At 69.8% G+C, this 22,323-nt stretch carries 21 protein-coding genes; 11 read left to right on the top strand and 10 right to left on the bottom strand.

The annotated features are described in order from the left end of the window. Window positions 1-354 precede the first annotated feature (354 nt). Window positions 355-1,830, bottom strand: coding sequence for a chromosomal replication initiator protein DnaA (gene dnaA / locus BLW81_RS06810; RefSeq protein WP_083406526.1), 1,476 nt, complete (start codon window positions 1,828-1,830; stop codon window positions 355-357). A 547-nt stretch (window positions 1,831-2,377) separates the two neighbouring features. On the opposite strand from dnaA, the gene rpmH reads away from it, so the two are divergent. The 9 genes from rpmH (at window position 2,378) to BLW81_RS06765 (ending at window position 8,668) form a co-directional block, all read left to right on the top strand. Further along, the gene (rpmH, locus tag BLW81_RS06805) at window positions 2,378-2,521 is read left to right on the top strand and encodes a 50S ribosomal protein L34 (protein ID WP_059165437.1); all 144 of its coding nucleotides are present in this window, start codon (window positions 2,378-2,380) and stop codon (window positions 2,519-2,521) included. 21 nt (window positions 2,522-2,542) lie between these two features. Then, entirely contained in the window at window positions 2,543-2,902 is a 360-nt protein-coding gene (gene rnpA, locus BLW81_RS06800) for a ribonuclease P protein component (protein ID WP_083406525.1), read from the top strand. Continuing rightward, window positions 2,899-3,243 carry a membrane protein insertion efficiency factor YidD gene (gene yidD / locus BLW81_RS06795; RefSeq protein ID WP_083406524.1) on the top strand — a complete coding sequence of 115 codons (345 nt, stop codon included), beginning with the start codon at window positions 2,899-2,901 and terminating at the stop codon, window positions 3,241-3,243. Before rnpA ends, yidD begins: the two co-directional genes overlap by 4 nt. Then, entirely contained in the window at window positions 3,236-4,348 is a 1,113-nt protein-coding gene (gene yidC, locus BLW81_RS06790; protein WP_083406523.1) for a membrane protein insertase YidC, read from the top strand. Before yidD ends, yidC begins: the two co-directional genes overlap by 8 nt. A 38-nt stretch (window positions 4,349-4,386) precedes the next feature. Then, window positions 4,387-4,944: a Jag family protein gene (locus tag BLW81_RS06785; RefSeq protein WP_083406522.1), complete on the top strand. Its 558-nt coding sequence runs from the start codon at window positions 4,387-4,389 to the stop codon at window positions 4,942-4,944. 59 nt (window positions 4,945-5,003) lie between these two features. Further along, window positions 5,004-5,693 (top strand): 16S rRNA (guanine(527)-N(7))-methyltransferase RsmG, encoded by a 690-nt coding sequence (rsmG, locus tag BLW81_RS06780; protein WP_083406521.1) that lies wholly within the window; start codon window positions 5,004-5,006, stop codon window positions 5,691-5,693. Beyond that, window positions 5,690-6,661, top strand: coding sequence for a ParA family protein (locus tag BLW81_RS06775; protein WP_083406520.1), 972 nt, complete (start codon window positions 5,690-5,692; stop codon window positions 6,659-6,661). The genes rsmG and BLW81_RS06775 overlap by 4 nt, the downstream gene beginning before the upstream one ends. Window positions 6,662-6,698: 37 nt before the next feature. Continuing rightward, window positions 6,699-7,688 carry a ParB/RepB/Spo0J family partition protein gene (locus BLW81_RS06770; RefSeq protein WP_083406519.1) on the top strand — a complete coding sequence of 330 codons (990 nt, stop codon included), beginning with the start codon at window positions 6,699-6,701 and terminating at the stop codon, window positions 7,686-7,688. A gap of 218 nt (window positions 7,689-7,906) precedes the next feature. Then, on the top strand, window positions 7,907-8,668 hold the full coding sequence (locus tag BLW81_RS06765) for an acetyltransferase (RefSeq protein ID WP_083406518.1): 762 nt from the start codon (window positions 7,907-7,909) through the stop codon (window positions 8,666-8,668). A gap of 3 nt (window positions 8,669-8,671) precedes the next feature. Here BLW81_RS06765 and BLW81_RS06760 read toward each other — a convergent pair whose 3' ends face one another. The 8 genes from BLW81_RS06760 to BLW81_RS06725 all read right to left on the bottom strand — a co-directional run bounded on the left by BLW81_RS06760 (window position 8,672) and on the right by BLW81_RS06725 (window position 19,450). Beyond that, window positions 8,672-9,868 (bottom strand): N-acetylmuramoyl-L-alanine amidase, encoded by a 1,197-nt coding sequence (locus BLW81_RS06760; protein WP_083406517.1) that lies wholly within the window; start codon window positions 9,866-9,868, stop codon window positions 8,672-8,674. Window positions 9,869-9,999: 131 nt separating this feature from the next. Continuing rightward, window positions 10,000-10,335 carry a thioredoxin gene (gene trxA / locus BLW81_RS06755; RefSeq protein WP_083406516.1) on the bottom strand — a complete coding sequence of 112 codons (336 nt, stop codon included), beginning with the start codon at window positions 10,333-10,335 and terminating at the stop codon, window positions 10,000-10,002. An 11-nt stretch (window positions 10,336-10,346) separates the two neighbouring features. After that, on the bottom strand, window positions 10,347-11,318 hold the full coding sequence (gene trxB, locus BLW81_RS06750) for a thioredoxin-disulfide reductase (RefSeq protein WP_083406515.1): 972 nt from the start codon (window positions 11,316-11,318) through the stop codon (window positions 10,347-10,349). 113 nt (window positions 11,319-11,431) lie between these two features. Further along, complete coding sequence (locus BLW81_RS06745; RefSeq protein WP_083406514.1) at window positions 11,432-11,779, bottom strand: hypothetical protein; 348 nt, start codon at window positions 11,777-11,779, stop codon at window positions 11,432-11,434. 57 nt (window positions 11,780-11,836) lie between these two features. Then, a complete protein-coding gene (sigM, locus tag BLW81_RS06740; RefSeq protein WP_083406513.1) occupies window positions 11,837-12,406 on the bottom strand; it encodes an RNA polymerase sigma factor SigM in 570 nt (189 codons plus the stop codon). Window positions 12,407-12,486: 80 nt separating this feature from the next. Then, a complete protein-coding gene (gene murJ / locus BLW81_RS06735; RefSeq protein WP_083406512.1) occupies window positions 12,487-16,167 on the bottom strand; it encodes a murein biosynthesis integral membrane protein MurJ in 3,681 nt (1,226 codons plus the stop codon). Then, a complete protein-coding gene (locus BLW81_RS06730; protein ID WP_083406511.1) occupies window positions 16,164-18,560 on the bottom strand; it encodes a hypothetical protein in 2,397 nt (798 codons plus the stop codon). The genes murJ and BLW81_RS06730 overlap by 4 nt, the downstream gene beginning before the upstream one ends. Then, the gene (locus tag BLW81_RS06725) at window positions 18,557-19,450 is read right to left on the bottom strand and encodes an NUDIX hydrolase (RefSeq protein WP_157897619.1); all 894 of its coding nucleotides are present in this window, start codon (window positions 19,448-19,450) and stop codon (window positions 18,557-18,559) included. The genes BLW81_RS06730 and BLW81_RS06725 overlap by 4 nt, the downstream gene beginning before the upstream one ends. 142 nt (window positions 19,451-19,592) lie before the next feature. Between BLW81_RS06725 and BLW81_RS06720 the strand changes: the two genes are divergently transcribed. Both BLW81_RS06720 and BLW81_RS06715 read left to right on the top strand, forming a co-directional pair. After that, on the top strand, window positions 19,593-21,047 hold the full coding sequence (locus tag BLW81_RS06720) for a CCA tRNA nucleotidyltransferase (RefSeq protein ID WP_083406509.1): 1,455 nt from the start codon (window positions 19,593-19,595) through the stop codon (window positions 21,045-21,047). A gap of 6 nt (window positions 21,048-21,053) precedes the next feature. After that, on the top strand, window positions 21,054-21,542 hold the full coding sequence (locus tag BLW81_RS06715; RefSeq protein WP_083406508.1) for a pullulanase: 489 nt from the start codon (window positions 21,054-21,056) through the stop codon (window positions 21,540-21,542). On the opposite strand, the gene BLW81_RS06710 is transcribed toward BLW81_RS06715, so the two are convergent. Further along, window positions 21,539-22,315, bottom strand: coding sequence for a TIGR03084 family metal-binding protein (locus BLW81_RS06710; protein WP_083410366.1), 777 nt, complete (start codon window positions 22,313-22,315; stop codon window positions 21,539-21,541). The genes BLW81_RS06715 and BLW81_RS06710 overlap by 4 nt on opposite strands. Window positions 22,316-22,323: the final 8 nt, after the last annotated feature.

The raw sequence follows: 22,323 nt of genomic DNA, 5'->3' as shown, positions 1-22,323 counted from the left end.
TAGGGAGATATACAAGCAACAGTATTAGGTCCTGTGGAGGGTGGGGATCAATCGGCGTCCGCGCAGTTGAGGGGCTTGCCACGGGTGTGTATGAACTGTGGATGACGTGCGCACCGCGGCGGGCCGTTTGTGGAGCCGCGGCCGGCTGTGCAGCGTTCGGCAGGTAATTCGACGGTTGATCCCAAGTTCTCCACAGCTGTGTGCACAACCCTGCTCTGTGACTGGTGGTGCCGGCGGTGCAGAAGAAATTTCAAAGATTTTCCCGACGAGATGCCGGTGGGCGTCCGGGACCCGCGGCGCGGGGCAAGACGAAGCCGCCGCGTGGTCGACGCGGCGGGGGATTCAGCAGTCGAATCAGCGCTTGGAACGCTGGCGGATGCGGGTGGTGAGTTCCTTGACATGATCGAAAACCTCACGCCGCTCGGCCATTTCGCCGCGGATCTTCTTCTCGGCGTACATGACGGTGGTGTGATCGCGGCCGAACGCCTGGCCGATCTTCGGCAGCGACAAGTCGGTGAGTTCGCGGCACAGGTACATCGCGATCTGGCGGGATTGCGCCAACGAGCGGGTCTTACCCGGGCCGCGCAGTTCCTCGACCGAGGTCTCGAAGTACTCGGCGGTGGCCGCCATGATCGCCGCGGTGCTGATCTGCATGGTGCTCGCGTCGGAGATCAGGTCCCGCAGCACGATCTCGGCCAGCGACTTGTCGATCGGCGTCTTGTTGAGCGAGGCGAACGCGGTCACCCGGATCAGGGCACCCTCGAGTTCGCGGATGTTGCGCTCGATGCTGCTGGCGATCAGTTCGAGGACGTCATCGGGCACGTCGAGGCGATCCATCTGCGCCTTCTTGCGCAGGATCGCGATGCGGGTCTCGAGTTCGGGCGGCTGAACGTCGGTGATCAGGCCCCATTCGAACCGGGTGCGCAACCGATCTTCGAGGGTGGCGAGCTGTTTGGGCGGCCGGTCCGAGGAGATGACGATCTGCTTGTTCGCGTTGTGCAGCGTGTTGAAGGTGTGGAAGAACTCCTCCTGGATGCCTTCCTTGCCCTCGATGAACTGGATGTCGTCGACCAGCAGCACGTCGATGTCGCGGTAGCTGCGCTTGAACGACGCCTTGCGGTCGTCGCGCAGCGAGTTGATGAAGTCGTTGGTGAATTCCTCGGTCGAGACGTACTTGACCCGCATGCCGGGGAAGAGCCGCTGGGCGTAGTTCCCGGCGGCGTGCAGCAGGTGCGTCTTGCCCAGGCCGGACTCACCCCAGATGAACAGCGGGTTGTAGGCCCTGGCCGGCGCTTCGGCGATGGCCAGCGAGGCCGCGTGGGCGAACCTGTTCGACGCGCCGATGACGAAGGTGTCGAAGGTGTAGCGGCGGTTGAGGTTGACCGAGGTGGTGTCGTCGGCGAGCGCGCCGGGTGAGCGGTTGGTGAAGTACGTCGGCCAACTCTCCTCGGCGCTGGCCCTGGCCTCGAGGTCCTCGTCGACTTCGTCGGGCTCGGAGACGGCGGCCAGTCCGGTCGGGCCGGAATTGGTGTCGTCGGGTCCGGGGTCAGCGATGCGCACACCTAGTTCGACGCGCTGGCCGAGCTGACGGCTCAATGCTGTGATGATCGGCTGACGCAGGTGGCGTTCGATCTCGTTCTGCACAAACGGCGTCGGAACCGACAGCAGCGCAAACCCCTCGGTGATGACGAGGGGTTTGACGAGTTTGAGCCATGCCCTTTGCTGAGGGGTGAGCATCGGCCCGTCGGTGCCGGTTCCCAGGCCACCGTTGAGTTCTGTTACGACAGTGTTCCAGACGGCCACGAACGGTGGGTCGGGGTCAGCTGTCAATGACGAGCACCCCCTCGAGGCCGATCCAGGGACGACCGAAGGAACGATGACGATCTGTCCACACAGTTATCCACAGTCTGTGGATATCGGACGGTCGTCTTCGTTCGGTTGTCTACGGGCGAGAATGCCGCGAGCCGGGGCGCGTCACGGTGATCACCGTGGGCTCACGACTCGTCGGGGGTCCCCGCCTTGTTGTCTGTCGCCGTTTCGTTATCGAACGGCATTGGCAGAAGCTAACAGTTTTCTTCGCGGGTGCCAACCGTTCTGCAACATTGCGCCGACGTAGATTTGCGGCCGGGACGCACGGCCGGCCGACGGTGCGGTGGGCGCCGTTTGCGGGCCGCGCCGGCGAGGTTTGACCCAGCGAAATCTCGTCAGTACCCTCGAACAGTCGCCCGTACGTGGCGATACGGCTGCGACCAGCATGGCCTGGAGACCGCGCCGGTTAGCGAGACGGACGAGCTTACCAACGGCGACTGCGTCCTCACTGAAGCCAGACGGGTTCGGTGTGGGCTGCGGATGCCAAACGCAACAAGGAGAGACAGCCGTGGCCAAGGGCAAGCGGACCTTCCAGCCGAACAACCGGCGCCGGGCGCGCGTGCACGGGTTCCGGCTGCGCATGCGGACACGGGCCGGCCGGGCGATCGTGGCGAATCGCCGTGGCAAGGGCCGCCGCAAGCTCACTGCGTGATTCGATCCGAGGTCTGACGCGGTGCTTCCGGCGCGATACCGGATGACGCGGTCGACCGAGTTCGGGGCCACGGTGAGTCGTGGGGTGCGCGCGGCGCAGCCCGATCTCGTCGTCCATGCCTTGCGCAGCAAGACCGGCACCGATCCCGGGCCGCGCATCGGCCTCGTCGTCTCCAAGTCCGTCGGCAACGCCGTCCAACGGCACCGGGTGGCCCGTCGCCTGCGCCATGTCGCGCGCGCGGTCATCGACGAGTTGGACCCGGCCGACCGGGTCGTCATCCGCGCGCTGCCCAGCAGCCGGCACGCCATCTCGGCGCGGCTGGAGCAGGAACTGCGCAGTGCGCTGCGGCGCGCGCGGCCCAAGACCGAGGTCGACCGATGAGGTCGGCCGGGGCTGCGGCCGCCCGCGGGGTCATCTTCCTCATCCAGCTCTACCGCCACACCATCTCGCCGCTGCGCCTTCCGACATGTCGGTTCATGCCGACCTGCAGCCAGTACGCGGTCGACGCCCTGACGGAGTACGGACTGATCCGCGGCGGATGGCTTGCGGTGATACGGCTGCTGAAATGCGGGCCGTGGCATAGGGGAGGATGGGACCCGATCCCCGAGCGCCGCGGTGACACCCACCGGTGCGCGCCCGCGCAGAAGTCCTCGGAGGGCACGGCCGCCGACGTGAGCGGAGGCGTGTCAGCAGAGCGAGCAGGAAGCGAGACGCGTGTTTAACTGGTTCAGCCTCGACATCATCTACTACCCGGTGTCGGCGATCATGTGGGTCTGGTACAAGCTGTTCGCCTTCCTGCTGGGGCCGTCGAACTTCTTCGCCTGGGCGCTGTCGGTGATGTTCCTCGTCTTCACCCTGCGCGCGATCCTCTACAAGCCGTTCGTCAAGCAGATCCGCACGACGCGGCAGATGCAGGAACTGCAGCCCCAGATCAAGGCGCTGCAGAAGAAGTACGGCAAGGACCGCCAGCGGATGGCGCTGGAGATGCAGAAGCTGCAGAAGGAGCACGGGTTCAACCCGATCCTGGGCTGCCTGCCGATGCTGGCTCAGGTCCCGGTGTTCCTCGGACTGTTCCACGTGTTGCGCTCGTTCAACCGGACCCAGGGCGGCTTCGGCCAGATCCAGCTCTCGGTGGAGCAGAACCGGGCCACCGGCAACTACGTGTTCAGCCCGACCGACGTCGCGAACTTCCTCGACGCGCACCTGTTCGGTGCACCCCTGGGCGCCACCATGATTCAGACCACCGGTCTGGACGCCTTCACCGAGTTCAGCCGCCCGGCGGTGATCGCCGTCGGCGTGCCGATCATGATCCTGGCCGGTATCGCCACCTACTTCAACAGCCGCGCGTCGGTGGCCCGGCAGAGTCCGGAAGCCGCGGCCAATCCGCAGACCGCGATGATGAACAAGCTGGCGCTGTACGTCTTCCCGCTCGGCGTGGTCGTCGGCGGACCCTTCCTGCCGCTGGCGATCATCATGTACTGGCTCGCGAACAACATCTGGACCTTCGGTCAGCAGCACTACGTGTTCGGCAAGATCGAGAAAGAGGAAGAGGCCAAGAAGCTCGAGGCCCAGGAGCGACAGGCCAAGAACGCGCCGCCGCCGGGTGCCAAGCCGAAGCGCAACGCCAAGAGTCAGGCGGCCGTCACCGAGAGTGCAGCGGGCGAGGACTCCGACACCGCCGAGACCGGGAACGGCGCCGACAACGGCGCGCCCAAGAAGGCGACCGGAAGCAGTCCGGGCAAGACGTCGGCCGGAGCGGCCAACCGCACGCCGCGGCCGGGGGCGACCCCGCGGCCGGGCGGGCGGCAGAAGAAGCGGAAACGTTGACCGGGGCCCAGGCCCTGTGGGGATGAGGAGAGACGGATATGACGGACGCTGAGACCACCGAGCGCGGGGATCTCGAGAACGACGACCTCAAGGACGACGACCGTGACGCCGCCGCGTCGGGGGAGGACGACCTGGAGGAGCGGTTGGTCGCCGAGGGTGAGATCGCCGGCGACTATCTCGAGGAGTTGTTGGATCTGCTCGACTTCGACGGGGACATCGACCTCGACGTCGAAGGGGACCGCGCGGTGGTGAGCATCGACGGCGGGTCGGACCTGAACAAGTTGGTGGGCCGCAAGGGCGAGGTGCTCGACGCGCTGCAGGAGTTGACCCGGCTGGCGGTGCACCAGAAGACCGGTGAGCGCAGCCGGCTGATGCTCGACATCGCCCGCTGGCGTCGGCGGCGCCGCGACGAACTCGCCGCGTTGGGGGAGAAGGTCGCGCGCCGCGTGCTGGAGACCGGCGAGCGCGAGGAGCTCGCGCCGATGACTCCGTTCGAGCGCAAGATCGTGCACGACGCCGTCGCCGCGGTCGATGGCGTGCACAGCGAGAGCGAGGGCGTGGAGCCGTCTCGCCGGGTTGTTGTGCTGGCCGACTGACAGCCGAGTTACACGCGTGTAGTTCAAGGCGCTGGCCGTCCGATGCGACGATCCGGAGGATGTTTCACGTGAAACATGGCGAGGTGTCGACGCCGCCGGAGGCTGCCGAAGCGGTGTTCGGTGCGCGGCTCGCCCGGGCTCGTCGCTACGCGGAGATCCTGGCCGGCGACGGGGTAGAGCGCGGTCTGATCGGGCCGCGGGAAGTCGACCGGTTGTGGGACCGCCACATTCTCAACAGCGCGGCCGTCGGCGAGCTCGTCGAATCGGGCACTCGGCTCGGCGACATCGGTAGTGGCGCCGGGCTGCCCGGGATACCGTTGGCGTTGGCCCGGCCAGATGTTGAGGTGACGTTGATCGAGCCGCTGCTGCGACGGAGTGAGTTCCTTCGCGAAGTGGTCGACGAACTCGAGATCGACGTGACGGTCTTGCGCGGTCGGGCCGAGGAGCCACACGTGAGGGAGCAAGTGGGGGAGTTGGATGCGGTGGCCTCTCGGGCGGTCGCGTCGTTGGACAAGCTGACCCGTTGGAGCATGCCGCTGCTTCGGGTGCAGGGTCGGATGCTTGCCCTCAAGGGCGAACGTGCCGAAGAGGAGATCCGCGACCACCGGCGTGTGATGACGTCGCTGGGTGCGGCCGATGTAAGGGTGATGAAGTGTGGCGCGAACTACTTGGACCCTCCCGCGACCGTCGTCGTGGCGCACCGGACCGCTCCGATAGCGCGCCGGTCGCCGAACAGGAGAAGAGCATGACGCCGCAGCCCGGCGGGCCCGCCCGAGATGTTTCACGTGAAACCGCGCGGGACGATGTTTCACGTGAAACATGGAGCGAGGCCGGCGAGCCGGCTTGGCCCGAGCCGGCGGCCATCGACACCCCGATCGGCGCGGAGGCCGAGCGAGCCGTCCGGCTCCTGCACGCCGCGGCCAAGGGCACCCTGCCGCGACCCGAACGCCAGCGCGTGTTCACCATCGCCAACCAGAAGGGGGGCGTGGGCAAGACGACCACCGCGGTCAACGTGGCGGCGGCACTTGCACTGCAGGGGCTCAACACGCTGGTGATCGATCTCGACCCACAGGGCAACGCGAGCACCGCGCTCGGCATCGAGCATCGGCCCGGCACCCCTTCGTCGTACGAGGTGCTGATCGGGGAGATCCCGCTGCGCGACGCCCTGCAGCGCAGCCCGCACAGTGACCGGCTCTACTGTGTGCCCGCGACGATCGACCTCGCCGGTGCGGAGATCGAATTGGTCAGCATGGTCGCGCGCGAAGGCCGGCTGCGCAGCGCGCTGGCGTCGCTCACCGATTACAACTTCGACTACGTCTTCATCGACTGCCCGCCGTCACTCGGCCTGCTGACGATCAACGCATTCGTGGCGGCGCCGGAAGTGCTGATCCCGATCCAGTGCGAGTACTACGCACTCGAAGGTGTGGGCCAGTTGATGCGCACCATAGAGATGGTCAAGGCACATCTCAATCCGCAGCTCGACGTGACGACCGTGATCCTGACGATGTACGACGGCCGCACCAAGCTCGCCGACCAGGTCGCGTCCGACGTACGGGCGCACTTCGGCGACAAGGTGCTGCGCACCGTGATCCCGCGCAGCGTCAAGGTGTCCGAGGCGCCGGGTTACGGGATGACGATCCTCGGCTACGACCCCGGTTCGCGGGGGGCGATGAGCTACTTGGACGCGAGCCGCGAGATCGCGGAGCGGCGGCAGTGATGAGCAGGCAGACACCGGGCCGAACAGGAGAGCAGGCATGACCCAACCAACACGCAAGCGCAGCGGTCTCGGACGCGGCCTCGCGTCGCTCATTCCGACCGGGCCTGCCGACGGTGACGCCTCCGGCCTCGGCCCGCGCCTGGGTGACGCCGCCGCGGATGTGGTGATCGGCGGCGGGGTGCCCGACGCTGCCGCCGCCAACCCGGCCGGCGCGGTTTACCGCGAGATCGAGCCATCCTCGATCGAGCCCAACCCTCGCCAGCCGCGTCAGGTCTTCGACGACGAGGCGCTCGCCGAACTCGTCCACTCGATCCGCGAGTTCGGCCTCATGCAACCGATCGTCGTGCGCGCGTTGCCCGCCGGCGAGCCGGGCGCTCCGCGGTACCAACTGGTGATGGGGGAGCGGCGGTGGCGCGCTGCCCAGCAGGCGGGCTTGGCCGCGATCCCCGCCATCGTCCGCGAGACCGGCGACGACGACATGCTGCGCGACGCGCTGCTGGAGAACATCCACCGCGTGCAACTCAACCCGCTCGAAGAGGCAGCGGCCTATCAGCAACTCCTCGACGAGTTCGGTGTAACCCACGATGAACTTGCGGCACGCATCGGCCGCTCGCGCCCGCTGATCACCAACATGATCCGGCTGTTGCGGTTGCCGATCGCCGTGCAGCGGCGCGTCGCCGCCGGGGTGTTGTCCGCCGGGCACGCCCGGGCGCTGCTGTCACTCGAGGGTGGTCCGGAGAAGCAGGAAGAGCTCGCCGCGCGCATCGTCGCGGAAGGCTTGTCCGTGCGCGCGACCGAAGAGGCGGTCACCCTGGCCAACCGGGCCGGGCCCACGCCGCCGTCGGCGCCCAAGCGCAAGCCGATCAGCATGCCGGGCCTGCAGGACGTTGCTGAGCGGCTGTCCACTGCGTTCGATACCCGCGTCACGGTGAGTCTGGGCAAACGCAAAGGCAAGATCGTGGTGGAGTTCGGGTCGGTCGACGATCTGCAACGCATCGTGGACTTGATGAGCGCGTCCGACCAATGACCTACCACACCGGGTAATTACGTCACTGTGACACGACCCGGGTCAGCAGCGCGTGTGCGGGGCGCTTCTCAGAGGAGTTTCGTTGTGAGCCAAGGTTTTTCGCGTTCGCGCGGACTTCGCCCGGTCGGCGCTGCCGAAAGCGGGCCACCGCGGCCGCACCCTTCTATCCTGGAGTGGCAGCTGTGCACCTCCGCACCGCGTGAAACCCCGGGAGTCTAGTGTCGGCACGCATCACGCCCTTGCGGCTCGAAGCGTTCGAGCAGCTGCCCAAGCACGCCCGCCGGTGCGTGTACTGGGAGGTCGATCCGCTCACGCTGCGCCGTGACGCGGCGGGTCCCGAGCACCTGTCGGATCCCGAGTTCGAGAAAGAGGCATGGCTGTCGATGGTCATGCTCGAGTGGGGGTCGTGCGGACAGCTCGCGGTGCAGTGCACGACGGCCGACACCGACGACGGGTTCGCCGCGCTCAGCGGTGACGAGGCGTGCCTCGGGTACGCGTTCTACGCGCCGCCCGGTGCGGTGCCGCGCGCTCAGCAGTTCCCGACCGGACCGGTCAGCGCGGACGCAGTCCTGCTGACGTCACTCGGGGTGGAATCCGGGGAGGACGCGGAGGGGCTCTCGCGGACGTTGATCAGTGCGGTGGTCGGCGACCTCGTCCGACGCGGCGCGCGCGCGTTGGAGGCGTTCGGCCACACCGCCGCGGTCACCGAACTGTTCGAACCCGGCGCAGCGACACCGGAGTTGCGGCCGGTGCTCGAGGTGTTGGGAGACTGCGCGGTGGATCAGTGTGTGCTGCAAGCGGATCTGCTGCAGGACGCCGGCTTCGTGGTGGTGTCCCCACACCGGTACTTCCCGCGGCTGCGGCTCGAGCTCGAGCAGGGTCTGGGCTGGAAGGCCGACGTGGAGGCGGCGCTGGAACGGCTGTTGGAGAGCGCGCAACTGCAGCAGCCGGTCGGTGCCGGCGCGAATCCGTGTGGGTAGCGGCTAGCTCGGGCTGACCCGGCCGGCCTGTTCGACCGACAGTTCGTGGGCCAGCAGTTCGGCGAACGTGAACGTCCCGGTGGGGCGGTCGTTCTTACCGAGCAGGTAGAGCCGTTTGACCGCGGCCAGCATGCCTTCGGCGATCGCGTCACGGGCCTGGGTGGACACCAGCATCCCGCGGTCGCGCGGATTGGTGATGTAGCCGACGTCGACCTGCACGGTGGGCATCCGGGTGAGGCGCAGCAGATCCCAGGTGCGTCCGTGGGTGCGGCAGTCGCGTAAACCGGTGCGTGCCACGACTTCTCGTTGGATAAAGTCGGCGAGGTTGCGGCCGATGGTGGACACCGAGCCGTGCGAGTTGCCGAAGTGGAACGACGCGACGCCGTTGGCGGCCGGGCTGGGTTGGGTGGCGCAGCGCAGGCTGATCATCAGGTCGGCGCCGACGGCGTTGGCGGTCGCGGCGCGTTCGGCGTCCGACGGCGCGCGGTTGGCCGGCCGCGACAGGAACGTCTCCATGCCGATCGCGGTCATGCGGCCCTCGAGCCGACTTGCCAAGTCCCACAGGATGTCCGACTCGCTGATCGGTCCACCGGGACCCTGCATGATCAGCCCGTGGTCGTCGCCGCCGCGACCCGGATCGATGATGATCCGCTTGCCCGACAGTCGCGGCCCGGACCGTCGCACCAGCTCCTCCTCGCGGATCGCGTGGGGCGAGCCGCCGGTGACGCGGGAGCCGAGAAAGTACAAGGACCGCAACGTCTCCGGTCCGCAGATGCCGTCGGGGTAGAGCCCGTACTCGCGCTGGTAGGACATCAGCGCGTTGTGCGTGGTCAGGCCGAAGTGTCCGTCGACGAGGCCGGTGTAGAAACCGAGGTCCTGGAGCCGGGCCTGCAGCGTTGCGACGTCGTCGCCGAACATGGGGGCACCGAACTGGTGGCTGAGCGTGCGGGCGCCCAGGCGGTACGACGCCTCCTTGAGCGCGCGGTACGTCGCCTCACCGACGATGCCGTCGACCAGCAGCCCGCGGTGCTGCTGAAAGGCGCGCACCGCGTGGTCGAGCTCGTCGTCGAACAGGTCGACCGCGACGTGCTTGCCGGTGGTGATCTCCTCGTCGGCACCGTCGAGCATGCCCAGCGCCGACAGCGCAGCCCGGATCTCGGTGACCGCGGCCCCGCGGTCACCGCGACGCAGACTGGACATATGCGGCCTTTCGGTCACGGTCGGCGGGCGCGCATCGGCGCTGGCCAGGTTGACGGGCTGGCACGATTGTCTCAGACACCCGGCCGATTCAAGAAAACCCCAGGCCGGTGTCCGTGCGCCGGATTTCGGCGTTAGACCACGTCAGCGAGCTCGCGTAGCAGCGCAGCCTTGCCTTTTGCGCCGACGATCCGCTTCACCGGCGAGCCGTCCTTGAACACGATCAACGTCGGGATGGAGACCACCTGGAAATCGCGGGCCGTCGCCGGGTTGGCGTCGACGTCGATCTTGGCGACGGTCAGTTCGCCGGCCTTCTCGGACGCGATCTCCTCGAGTACCGGGGCGATCATCTTGCAGGGTCCGCACCAGGTGGCCCAGAAGTCCACCAGCACCGGCGTGCTGCTGGAGAGCACGTCATCGGAGAACGAGTCGTCGGTAACCGCGACGGTGGCGGTCGAACCTGCAGTCATTGGTACTCCTATCAGACAGGGGTTTCGGTGGTTTCATCGCTTGGGCCGGAACCGATTTCGGCGAGCCAGCGCTCGGCGTCGATGGAGGCCGAACAGCCGGTGCCTGCGGCGGTGATGGCCTGGCGGTAGGTGCGGTCGACGAGATCGCCTGCGGCGAAGACACCTTCGATCGAGGTGCTGGTCGAACCCTTCTGCGTCACGACGTAGCCGTCCTCGTCGACCTCGACCTGGTCGCGCACCAGATCCGAGCGCGGGTCGTGCCCGATCGCGACGAACACACCGGTCACCGCGAGCTTCGACTCCTCACCGGTTACGGTGTTGCGCAACCGAATTCCGCTCACCTTCGGGCTGCCCTCGATCTCGAGGACCTCAGTGTTGGTGACGAAGTTGATCTTCTCGTTGGCGCGGGCGCGCTCGAGCATGATGCGGGAGGCGCGGAACTCGTCGCGGCGGTGCACCAGCGTGACGCTGCGGGCGAACTTGGTCAGGAAGATGGCCTCCTCCATCGCGGAGTCGCCGCCGCCGACCACGACGATGTCCTCGTCGCGGAAGAAGAAGCCGTCGCACGTGGCGCAGGTGCTCACCCCGAGGCCGGTCAGCGCCTCCTCGCCGGGGACGCCGAGGTGCCGGGCGGCCGCGCCCATCGCGAGGATGACCGCGCGGGCCTGGTACGTCTCGTCGCCGACGGTGACGGTCTTGACCGGACCGTCCAGCGACACGGCGTCGACGTCCTCCATGCGCAGGTCGGCGCCGAAGCGCAGGGCCTGCTCGCGCATCTCGTCCATCAATTCGGGACCGGTGATGCCGTTGCGGAAGCCCGGGTAGTTCTCGACCTCGGTGGTGGTCATCAGTGCTCCGCCGAACTGGATGCCCTCGAACACGAGCGGTTTGAGCTGGGCGCGAGCTGCGTAGATCGCGGCGGTGTAACCCGCCGGGCCGGATCCGATGATGATCAGGTCATGAACCGGGGATGTGGTGGTCATGAGCGCCTTTCTGCCGCTTTTCGGCGGCACGGATACAAACACCAGGGTAGGCCGCCGTGTTCCCGAGCAAATCTGTGTTGCCTACGACTGCTGCAAAGACTACGGCTGCGCGCTCACGGTGTCGTCGACCAACCCGGAGTGGTGGTGCGGCTCACGGTGATGCGTTCGGCGGTCGGGCCCTGGTCGGAGAACGGCGACGAGGGAGTGCGGGCCAGCATCGCCACCCCGATCAGCGCCGCCAGCACGACGGCGACCAGCCCGACGCCCAGGGCAATGATCTTGGCGCGGGGCAGCGGTGTGCGCGCGGAGTGGGCGGGCGCGTTGCGCAGCGCGCTGCCGATCCGCGCGGTGACCTCGGGCGGCACCTCGGGGGCCGAGGACTCATCGCGCCCGAGCCGGACCAACTCGCGGCGCACCCGTTCGATCGCCGGGTCGGGGGACCCGTCCGTTGCGCTGTCCATCGTCAGCCAGTTTCCACCACGAGACGTTAGACGCGCGCGGCCCCGCTGCGGTTCCCCTCACTCTGTCCGCGCGGCCGCCTCGGCGTCGAAGTACTCGAGCACCTCGGCCAGCTTGGCTCTGGCGCGTGAACATCGGCTCTTCACCGTGCCCTCGGGGACACCGAGCATGTGGGCCGTCTCGGCCACCGAGTAGCCCTGCATGTCGACGGCCACCACCGCGGCGCGCTGCTCGACGGGCAACCGCATCAGCGCACGCTCGACGACGATCGCGGTGTCGACGTGCGACGTCGGGTCACCGATGTGGCCGACATCGTCGGGCAGTGCCTCGGTGGGCCGAACCTTGTTGCGCCGCAACCGGTCCAGGCTCGCGTTGACCACGATCCGGTGCAACCAGCTGCTGACCGCGGCGTCGTTGCGGAACGCCGGGGCCCGCCGGTGCGCCTTGAGCATCGCCTCCTGCAGCGCGTCGGCAGCGTCCTCGGGGTGGTGGCTGGTCATCCGCGCGAGGCGGTACAGCTGGCGCTGGTGGCGGTAGAACAACTGCTCGAAGGCGTACGGGTCGCCCGCCACGTGCGCGGCGAGCAGTTCGGCGTCGCTGCGCTCTCGGCCGGTCCCGAACGTCCCCACAGCCGAACACTAAACGGCTCCGGAGGGGGCACCCGACACATCTTTGTCAGGCTGGGGATAGATCCGGCTCAGACATCTTGCTAAGACGCCGCCTTGACGGTGACCTCGGCGATGTCGGAGCGGCTCTCGCCGTTCACCTGGCCCAGCGTCGACACCCAGACCAGCAGGTACGACGTCGGGGTGGCGTTGTCCACCTTGATGGTGTTCTCGCCGGGCTGCAGTGCGGTGGCCGGCGTCAGCACCGTGGTGTCGGTCAGCGACGACGGGTTCGCGCTCTGCGCCGAACGGATCTCGACCGCGGTGCCGGTGCTGTTGAGGTCGATGTCGACCTCGCCGACCGTGGTGGGCTGCGGCAGTTGCAGGATCAGCCCGACACCGTTCTTGAAGTTCGGGAACGGCACCGGGTCGGTGTAGGTGTCGATCGGCCACACCGTCGTCTTGTTCCCGTCGATCGCCAGCCCGGCCAGCGACGGCGCGTCGGCTTCGCCTTCCGGTGAGAACACGGTCGCCGCAACGGGTTTGACGACGTTGCCGGTACCGCCGTCGGCGGATTCGGAGGTGGTCGGGTCGTTGAGTCCCAGGCGGTCGCCGCCGAGGCCGTCGCCGACGTCGCCGAAGATGTTGCTCAGCACGGTGGCCAGCACCACCAACGCCACAACGATGATCGCGCCGCCGACGCCGAGCCCGATCATCAGCGCCCGCCGTCGCCGTGCCTGATCGTCGGGGTCGGAGTCGTCTGCGTCCGCGTCGGGGGAGGGTCCGGGCTCGTCGACCGGGGAGATCAACTCGGTGCGGTCGGCGATCGCCGTCGCCTGCTGCAGCAGGTTCAGCAGGGTGGGTGCGCTGCGGATGCCGCCGCCCTCCTGCACGGCGCGCGCGGCCGCCGCCGAGATCTGGAACGGGATGTGGCGGTCGACGGCCCGCGGTTCCACGGGTTGTCCGGCCGGGTCCAGGTCGGCGGCCTCCAACCCGCTGCGCACCCCGTGCTCGGGCAGCGGCCACCGGTTGATCAGCAGCGCGTACAGCGCCGCACCGATCCCGCGGATGTCGTCTTCGGGGGTGGCGCCGGCCAGCGTGGCCGGGAAGGCCAGCGCGACGTCGCCTTCGATGCTGACCCGCACCCGGCTGGGATGGTCGATCGACAGGGCCACACCCGCGCGGTGCGCGGCCTCGGCGGCCGCCGCCAGCGACTGGATCGCCCGGGCCCCGCCGATCGGCGACGGCGAGGTCTCGGCGACCTCGGCCAGGGAGCCGCCCCGGATCCACTCCGAGACGATCAGGCCGCCGGAACCGGTGTTGACCACGTCGAGCACCCGGGCGACGCCGGGCATGTCGAGGCGGCTCAGCTTCATCGTGCGGGCCAGGATGTCGCGCAGCGCCTCGTCGGACAGCGTGTTGTCGGGGTCGACGAAGGTCAGCGCGACCTGCCGGTCGAGGGCGATGTCGAGGGCCTGCCAGAACTGCAGGGTGGGCGGGCCGCCGTGGAACACCAGCAGCCGGTAGCGGCCGCCGCCGATGACGGCGCCGGGAATGAGGTGCACGTCCTCGTCGGAGGTGGCGGCCTCGATGGCCGGCTCGCGCGGCGGGTCGAACGCCAGCGGCTCGCGGGTGGGATCGCCGCCGTAGTCGGACGGTGGCCGGCCCGACACCGGGATGCGCGCGGTGCCGTTCTCCGCCGCGAACTCGGTGGTGGCGCTGCTCTGATCTGGGGGTTCGGGCACGTCGGGCTGGAAGTCGTCGGCCGCGACCTGCTCGGTCTCGGTCGGCGGCACCGGGAGCTTGGTCGTGGCGGTGCTGTCGGGACTGGCCGCGGAGCCGCCTGCGGATTCGTCGCTCACCGCTGGTCCTTTCCCCCTTGGGTCCCCGGCAACGGGACTGGGCGGTCCCCGGCGGACGGTCGCCGCGGGCTGCCGCCCATCCGACGGGGACAAATTCCTCTGTTCAGGGTACGGGAGCGGGGTCCTCGCCCGTGGCCGGTCGGCGCGCCGGGCAGGCGGAGCGGCTACCGGTTCGGGGGTCGCGGCCCGGCCGCCCAGCCGGCGCCGGACGGCGGCCAGCGCGGACTGCGCATCGGGCACGCGGGCGGCCAGCATGACCGCCGCGATGATCGGCACCATGATGAGCCCCAGCACGGCGAGCCGCAGCAGGGAGCCGGCGCCGCCCCAGTGCTCGGTCAGCTTCTCCAGCCCCAGCAGCTGATCGAAGACGTGGCCGAGCATCCCGGCGAGCAGCGACGCCGCGATGGTGACCAGGATGGTGCGCACCACCTGCAGGCTGATCAGCCGCCCGCCCGGCGGATCGAGGTTGGACCGCAGCAGGAAGTAGCCGACCGTCGCGCCGGCCAGAAAGCCCAGCCCATTGGCGGTGCCGAGGTAGCCGGCCACCAGGTCGGGGTCGTCGGTGAGGTGCGGCGCGATCAGCGACGCGATGATCTTGACCGTGGTGATCACCACGATGAGCAGGATCGGCGTCCACGGCTGCTGGCGCGCGTAGAAGACCCGAAGCTGCAGCAGCACAAGGGCATACGGGATCAGGGTGAACGCCGACAGGGTGATCGCCATGCCGAGATAGTTGGCGTCGACCTCGCCGAAGTTGCCATAGGCGAACAGCGCGCTGCCGATCGCCGGGCCGCCGACGGTCATCATCGCCACGATCGGGATCAGCGTCACCATGGTCAGCCGGATCGCCAACTCGAGGTCGGCGAGGACGGCGCGCTGGTCGTTGTTGGCGACGTTGCGGCTCAGCCGCGGCATCACCACCGTCAACACCGTCACGCCGATCATCCCGAACGGGAGCTGCAGCACCAGCCAGGTGTAGTTGTAGATCGCCGGCCCGGATGCTGCTGCGCCGCTGGCGATCCGGTTGCCGATGATCAGCCCGATCTGACTGATCAGCACGTACAGCACCATCGCCGCGGCCATCGCGCCGAACTGCTTCATCCGGTTGTCGATGCCCCACAGCGGCCGCAGGCTGACGCGTTCGCGCCGCAGCGCCACCAGCAGCACCAGCACCTGGGTGACGGTGCCCATCGTCATGCCGATCCCGAGCACCAGCAGCTTGGCGTTGCCCATCTGCACCGGATCGAGCGAGAGTTTGCCCGGCACAATCAGATACAGCCCGAGGGTGGCCAGTGCGACCAGGTTGTTGCACACCGGCGCCCAGGCCGGCGGCCCGAACACGTTGCGGGTGTTGAGGATTGCCATGAACACCGACGACAACCCGTAGAACAGCACCTGGGGCAGCAGCAGGAAGGCGAACGCGGTGGTGAGGTCCCGGTTGACCTCCGGGTCCGCGCCGAGCATCAGATCGACCAGCAACGGCGCCGACGCCACCGAGAACGCGGTGGTCAGCAGCAGCAGCGTCGCGGCCAGCGTGACGAGGCGCCGGACGAACGCGGTGCCGCCGTCAGGGTCGTCGCGTTCGGCGCGGGCGAGCACCGGGACGAAGATCGCGGTGAACGTCGCCTCGAGGACGAGCGCGGCGATCAGGTTGGGCAGCTGGTAGGCCACCGAGAACGCGCTCGACAGCGCGGCGCCGAGGATCGTCGCGAGCAGCACGATCCGCGCGAACCCGGTGAGCCGGCTGACCAGGGTGGCCACCGCCATGCCCCAGGACCGCGACACCACGGCCGAGTCGGACAGCTCCTCGCGGCCCGCGCGGCGACGGGGCGCGGGCCCGCGGCTGATCCGCGGCGGCGGGGGCCGGCGGGGCGGCGGTGCGTGTCGGCGGGGTGGGGGAGCGGCCTGGCCTCGGGTGCTCACGTCGCACCGCCCGACGGGCCCGACCGGTCCCGCCCGGACCGGCTCAGCGGGGGATCGGCGCTCTCGTCGTAGCGCAGCGCGACCTCGAGCGGATCGGGGCGGTCAAGGTCGGCGGGATCGGGCTGGCCGCGGAACCGGTGCCACAGCCGGCGCCCGGCCAGCAGCACCAGCACCGCGCCCGCGGACAGCGTGATGAAGAACAGCACCTTGCCGTAGGCGTTGGAGTGCACCGACAGCCGCACCGGCTCGCCGAGCGGCAGACCGTCGGCGGTGCGCAACGCCACGTCGACGGCGAAGCGTTGGGTGAAGTGCACCTCGATCGGCACCCGCAGCGGCAGGTATCCCGGCGGCAACTCGATCTCGCCCATGTCGGAGACGGTCATGCCGGGCGGGGCGTCGACGTCGAGCCGGACGCGGATCGGCACCGGCAGGTCGTTGCGCAACGCCAGCGGCAGCGGGCTGCGCTCGGTCGCCAACGTGTAGGAGCCGCCGGGGTTGACGATCGTGACCGCACCGAACATGTCGTCGACGGTGCTGCCCACGGTGGTAAGCCGTTGCTGCGCAAGGCCGTTGCGGGTGTCCGGCGGGACGGACTGGCTCAGCGCACGCAGCATGTCTTCCCGCAGCGGCGCGGTGTAGCCGTAGCCCGTCAGGCCGGTGCGCGGGTCGGTGGTCAGCGCACCGGTCAACCCCCACAGCCGGCCGGTGACCGCGGCGATACCGGAGACCACGGCGTCGTCGAACCGGGCGGCCGGGTCACCCACGTCGTCGCCCGGCAGCGCGGCGGTCGGCTCCGGCGGAACCGCGTTGCCCTCGCCGATGACGGCGGTCAGCGGGCGCGGCTGGGCCAACCCGGCGTTGATCGCGGTGGCGACGGCGGTGAACATCGCCTGCGCGTCGTCGGGTCGCAGGTTCCACGCCAGCGGCGGCATCAGGATCTGCGTGCGCGGCGCCACGTCGGGGTTGAGGCTGCGCCACAGCAGCGCCCCGAGCGCGCTCTGCCGCCGCGCCACCTCGGACTCGGGCCGCAGCGGGATGTCGAGCGCCGGGTCCAGATATCCGGGGGTCGTCGGCTCGGTGCCGGCGCCGGCGAGCGCGGCGCCGACGGCCGGATCGAACGGCGCGGCGACCAGTCGCGGCGTGTAGCGCACCGGCGCGGTGTCGGTGCCGGTCTCGGTGCCATCGTCGGTCGCCGACGGGCTGGCCGCGATCGCGACCGTCGGCGCCTGCTCGGAGAGCAACCGCACCGCAGGCCCGGTGAGCGGGCCGTCGCCGACGAGGGTGGCGCCGCGTACCGACGCGATGCCGAGGATCTGGTCGACGACGTCGCCGGCGGCGGCGGTGGCGATGTGGCTCAGCCCCGGGTCGCCGACGCGGCGCAGCGCGTCCAGATCGGCCTGGGCGTAGGTGGTGGGGGCGACGCAGATGCGCTTGGCCAGCGCTTTGAGCCGGTTCAGCCAGGCCACCGCGGCGGCCTGGCCGGTGCCCGGGCGCGTCGGCGTGCCCGGCCCGGCGTCGGGTCCGTCGTTGACGACGTAGCCACCGGTCATCGCGTTGACGGTGACGAGCAGGTCCGGGTCGATCGCCAGGCAGGTCGCCGTGCGGACCAGGCCGTCGGTGTCGACCTGCGGGCTGGTGGCGAACTCGACGGCCGACAGCAGCGTGTCCAGCCGTCCGCCGGCGGCCAGCGACGTCGCTAGGTCGTCGTCGACCAGCCGGACCGGGGTGGTACCGCCCGGCGCGCCCGCGGCCAGCCGCGGCCGGTCGGCGATCGGCCACAGCAGCGTGAGTTGAACGGGCCGCGACGTGTCGGGAGGTTCGACGGCGGTCACCGCGTCGGCGGATCCGGCCGCCGGGTCGGGCGGGACACCGAGCACCGGCAGCAGGAACCGGGCGTCGTCGAGGCGTGCAGGTGCGCCGTAGTCCGGGGTGCCGTTGACGTTGACCATCACCGGGTAGACCCCCGGCTGCTCGATGGACAGCGACGGCCGGTCCGACGAGCGCAGCGGGTAGGACAGGACAAACGGAACCTGTTGCCCGCGACCGAGTTCCGGCGTCAACGTGATGAAATCGGCGACGGGCTCGTATTGGTCGACGTTGCCGGTGAGGTCGGTCCGCAGACCCGTCGGCGTCGACACCGCGGCAGCGTCCTCGAGCCGCACCACCACGTCGCGCACCGGCCGGTCACCGACGTTGAGCACGGTGCCGGTCACGGTGACGACCGGCTCGCTGGTCGTGGTCACGATGTCGGGCGTGACGTCGTCGACGCGCACCTGAAGGAACGGTGTGGTGCTCTCCTGCGCCGCGGCCGCGCGCGGTACGGCGATCGGGACGACGCTCAGCGTCAACAGCAGCAGCGCGGCCAGCAGGCGCAGCAGCGCGGTCGGGGTCACGGGCCCTGTCCGCAGCCGTTCGTCCGCCGGCCGGGCTGGGTGCGCCCGCGGTCCTTCCCCTGCCGGTCACCTTGTCCCCAGCGCTCGGCGCCCATGGCCGGTTGCGCGGACTCGTCGGCGCGGCGACGGTTGCGGGTGTGCGAATGCGTCTGGGGCCGTCGCCGCGGTGCGGACCTGGGCAGCGGCGGCAGGGCCGACGGCCCGTCGGCGTGCAGTTTGTCGATCAGTTCACCGGCGACTTCGGCGAGGCGGCGCTCGTCGGCGTAGGCCAGCCGCGACGGCAGCTCGCGCAGCGGCACCCACGCCACCTCGGTCACCTCGACGTCCTCGTCGGACAGTTCGCCGTCGAGGAACCGCATCAGGTAGTGGTGCACGGTCTTGTGCACCCGGCGGCCCTCGGTGACGAACCAGTAGTCGATGCTGCCGAGCGCGGCGAGCACGCTGCCCTGGATCCCGGTCTCCTCTTCGACCTCGCGGATCGCGGTCTGCTCGGCGGTCTCACCCATCTCGATGTGGCCCTTGGGCAGCGACCACAGCATCCTGCCGCGCCGGTCGATGCGCCCGATCAGCGCGGCGACCTGGTCGTCCTTCGGGCCGTCGATCCCATCGATGACCAGCCCGCCGGCCGAGGTCTCGTGAACGGTGCGCAACCGGTCCGGCGGCCGGCGCGGCCGCGACTTCTTCGCCTGGCCGGGTTTGGGTTCGGCGCCGTTGTGCTTGTGGTGGCTGCCGGGTTTCGGTGTCGGGGCGGGCTGGCTTGCTTGGCTGGTAGAAGCGTTGGACAGGGCCTTGGATGAGGTCTCCGAAGGCGCCTCCGGGGGACCCGCCGCGCGTCGGCCGCGACGACGCCCGCGGCGCCGTCGTGGTTTGGCCTGTTCGCCGTCCGACACCCAAGCGATAGTAGCTGCCACGGATATTCGCTCACGCCGCACTCACCGGTCGTGATACAGCCGTTGCCGACTCGTGCTGAATGTCGCGCCGACTCAGCGCGGCCGGGGCCCCTGAATCGTCGCCCGACTACGCTGTCCGAACGTGCCCGCATCGCCCACCGACGCCGAACTGCTTGCCACCGCGCAGGTCGCGCTGAACCGTCACCGCGCGGTGCTGCGTGAGATCGGCGCGGTGTTCGCTGATGCCGGCCACCAGCTCTACCTCGTCGGCGGCAGCGTGCGCGACGCGCTGCTGGGCCGGTTGACCGGGCAGTCCGACCTCGACTTCACCACCGACGCCCGCCCCGAGCAGATGCAGAAGCTGCTGCGGGGCTGGGCCGACGCGCTGTGGGACACCGGCATCGAGTTCGGCACGCTCGGCGTCGGCAAGGGCGAGCACCGCCTGGAGATCACCACGTTCCGCGCCGACAGCTACGACCAGGTGTCGCGCAATCCGGAGGTGCGGTTCGGCGACACCCTCGACGACGACCTGGTGCGCCGCGACTTCACCGTCAACGCGATGGCGGTGCGCATCACCGCCGAGGGTCCGGCCGAGTTCCACGACCCGCTCGGCGGGTTGGCGGCTCTGCGCGCCCGCGAGCTCGACACCCCGGCCGCCCCGCAACAGTCGTTCGGCGACGACCCGCTGCGGATGCTGCGCGCCGCGCGGTTCGTCTCGCAGCTGGAGTTCACCGTCGCACCGCGGGTGCTGTCGGCGCTGGTGGAGATGGCGCCGCAACTCGGCCGGATCACCGCCGAGCGCGTGGCCGCCGAGCTGGACAAGCTGCTGCTGGGCGCCGACCCGGTCGCCGGGGTCGACCTGATGGTGCAGACCGGGCTCGGTGACGTGGTGCTGCCGGAGGTCGGCGCGATGCGGATGGCGATCGACGAGCACCACCAGCACAAGGACGTCTACCAGCATTCGCTGACGGTGCTGCGGCAGGCCATCGACCTGGAGGACGACGGGCCCGACCTCGTGTTGCGCTGGGCGGCGCTGCTGCACGACATCGGCAAGCCCGCGACCCGCAAGCACGAGCCCGACGGCGGGGTGAGCTTCCACCATCACGAGGTGGTCGGCGCGAAGATGGCCCGCAAGCGGATGCGGGCGCTGAAGTACTCCAAGCAGATGGTCGACGACGTCTCGCAGCTGGTGTACCTGCATCTGCGGTTCCACGGGTACGGCGGCGGCAAGTGGACCGACTCGGCGGTGCGCCGCTACGTCACCGACGCGGGTCCGTTGCTGTCGCGGCTGCACAAGCTGGTGCGCGCCGACTGCACCACCCGCAACAAGCGGCGCGCCGCGCGGTTGCAGGCCAACTACGACGACCTCGAGCACCGGATCGCCGAGCTCGCCGAGAAGGAGGACCTCGCGCGGGTGCGCCCGGACCTCGACGGCAACGAGATCATGGAGATCCTCGGAATCCCGGCCGGCCCGCAGGTCGGTCAGGCGTGGCAGTACCTCAAGGAGCTTCGGCTGGACCGCGGCCCGCTGCCGCGCGACGAGGCGGTGGCCGAACTTCTGGCGTGGTGGAACGCGAAGGGCGAGTCGTCCGTCTGATCAGACATGGACTACTGCCTCGGTGACGGCGACGGTTCGGCGACGATCTGGTCGGCGCCCCCTGATGTGGACGTCGACGGGAACGGGACGCTGGACGCGGTCGGCATCGACTTCGACGGCGACGGCCTGCTCGACGACGCGATGGCCGACCTCGACGCCGACGGCACCGCCGAGCACCTCGTGCGCGACCACCCCGGCGCCGCCGCCTACTTCACCGATGACGGCACCGGGACGTGGACGGTCAGCGTCGACGCGGTCAGGGGGTTGCGCTGGTTCGGGCTCGACGGGGTCGAACAGTTCGGCGGGCCGACGGTCGACCTCGACGGCGACGGCGCCCCCGACGACCGGCTGCTCGACACCGACGGCGACGGGCTGGCCGACCGCGCGCTCGGCGCCGGAGACGCCTACGTCGACGCCGATGCCGACGGCCGGTGGGACGTCAAGCTCACCGACGGTGACGGCGACGGGCGCGCGGACTCGGCGGGCGAGCTCTAACCGCGGCCGGATCCCGGCGGCCCGGCGAAGGCTTGCGCGATGCCCAGCCACCGTTCGGCGTCCTCGCCCACCGCGCGCACGTCCAACGCGAAGCGCGGCCTGCGCTGGGTGACCAGCATGCAGAAGTCCTCCGCGGAACCGGTCACCCGCTGCGCAGCGTCCTCGGGTCCCCACTCCCACGTCGAACCGTCGGGTGCGCTCAGCTCGACGCGGAACGGATTGGCCGGCGCCGCAAGCCCGTTCACCGCGAACGCGAAGTCGCGGGTGCGCACTCCGATGTGCGCGATGGACCGCAGCCGGGCAGTGGCGGGCCGGCGCACACCGAGCGTGTCCGCGACGTCCAGGCCGTGCGCCCAGGTCTCCATCAGCCGCGCCGTGGCCATCGACGGCGCGCTCATCGGCGGGCCGAACCAAGGCAGCTTGCGGCCGTCCTCGACGGTCAACAGTTCCTCGTGCAGACGTCCGCGGGTGCGGCGCCAGTCGGCCAGCAGCTCGGCGGGCGGGGCGGCGGCCAGGTCCTCGGCACCGGCGTCGACGAAGCCGGTCGGGTTCTTGGCCGCCTCCTCGAGCAGCGCCGCGAACGCCGGCTCGTCGGTGACGGCGGTCAGCGCGACCCGGTCGGTCCACAGCAGATGCGCGATCTGGTGCGCGATCGTCCAGCCGGCGGCCGGGGTCGGTTCGGCCCAGCGCGCCGCGGGCAGGTCGGCGACGAGCGCGTCGAGGTCCTCGCTCTCGGCACGCAGATCCGCCACCATCGGCGCGGCACCAGCCATGCCGGTCA

The sequence above is a fragment of the Mycolicibacterium rutilum genome, assembly GCF_900108565.1.
Taxonomy (GTDB): Bacteria; Actinomycetota; Actinomycetes; order Mycobacteriales; family Mycobacteriaceae; genus Mycobacterium; species Mycobacterium rutilum.
The sequence above is the reverse complement of the archived record's forward strand: the minus strand, read 5'-3'. Positions and strand labels throughout refer to the sequence as shown.

Bases quoted from the DNA above. Each gene is read 5' to 3' on its own strand.
- yidD (WP_083406524.1), top strand. From the start codon at position 2,899: ATGAGGTCGGCCGGGGCTGCGGCCGCCCGCGGGGTCATCTTCCTCATC.
- BLW81_RS06785 (WP_083406522.1), top strand. From the start codon at position 4,387: ATGACGGACGCTGAGACCACCGAGCGCGGGGATCTCGAGAACGACGAC.
- rsmG (WP_083406521.1), top strand. From the start codon at position 5,004: ATGTTTCACGTGAAACATGGCGAGGTGTCGACGCCGCCGGAGGCTGCC.
- BLW81_RS06775 (WP_083406520.1), top strand. From the start codon at position 5,690: ATGACGCCGCAGCCCGGCGGGCCCGCCCGAGATGTTTCACGTGAAACC.
- BLW81_RS06770 (WP_083406519.1), top strand. From the start codon at position 6,699: ATGACCCAACCAACACGCAAGCGCAGCGGTCTCGGACGCGGCCTCGCG.
- BLW81_RS06760 (WP_083406517.1), bottom strand. From the start codon at position 9,868: ATGTCCAGTCTGCGTCGCGGTGACCGCGGGGCCGCGGTCACCGAGATC.
- trxA (WP_083406516.1), bottom strand. From the start codon at position 10,335: ATGACTGCAGGTTCGACCGCCACCGTCGCGGTTACCGACGACTCGTTC.
- trxB (WP_083406515.1), bottom strand. From the start codon at position 11,318: ATGACCACCACATCCCCGGTTCATGACCTGATCATCATCGGATCCGGC.
- BLW81_RS06745 (WP_083406514.1), bottom strand. From the start codon at position 11,779: ATGGACAGCGCAACGGACGGGTCCCCCGACCCGGCGATCGAACGGGTG.
- BLW81_RS06715 (WP_083406508.1), top strand. From the start codon at position 21,054: ATGGACTACTGCCTCGGTGACGGCGACGGTTCGGCGACGATCTGGTCG.
- BLW81_RS06710 (WP_083410366.1), bottom strand. From the start codon at position 22,315: ATGGCTGGTGCCGCGCCGATGGTGGCGGATCTGCGTGCCGAGAGCGAG.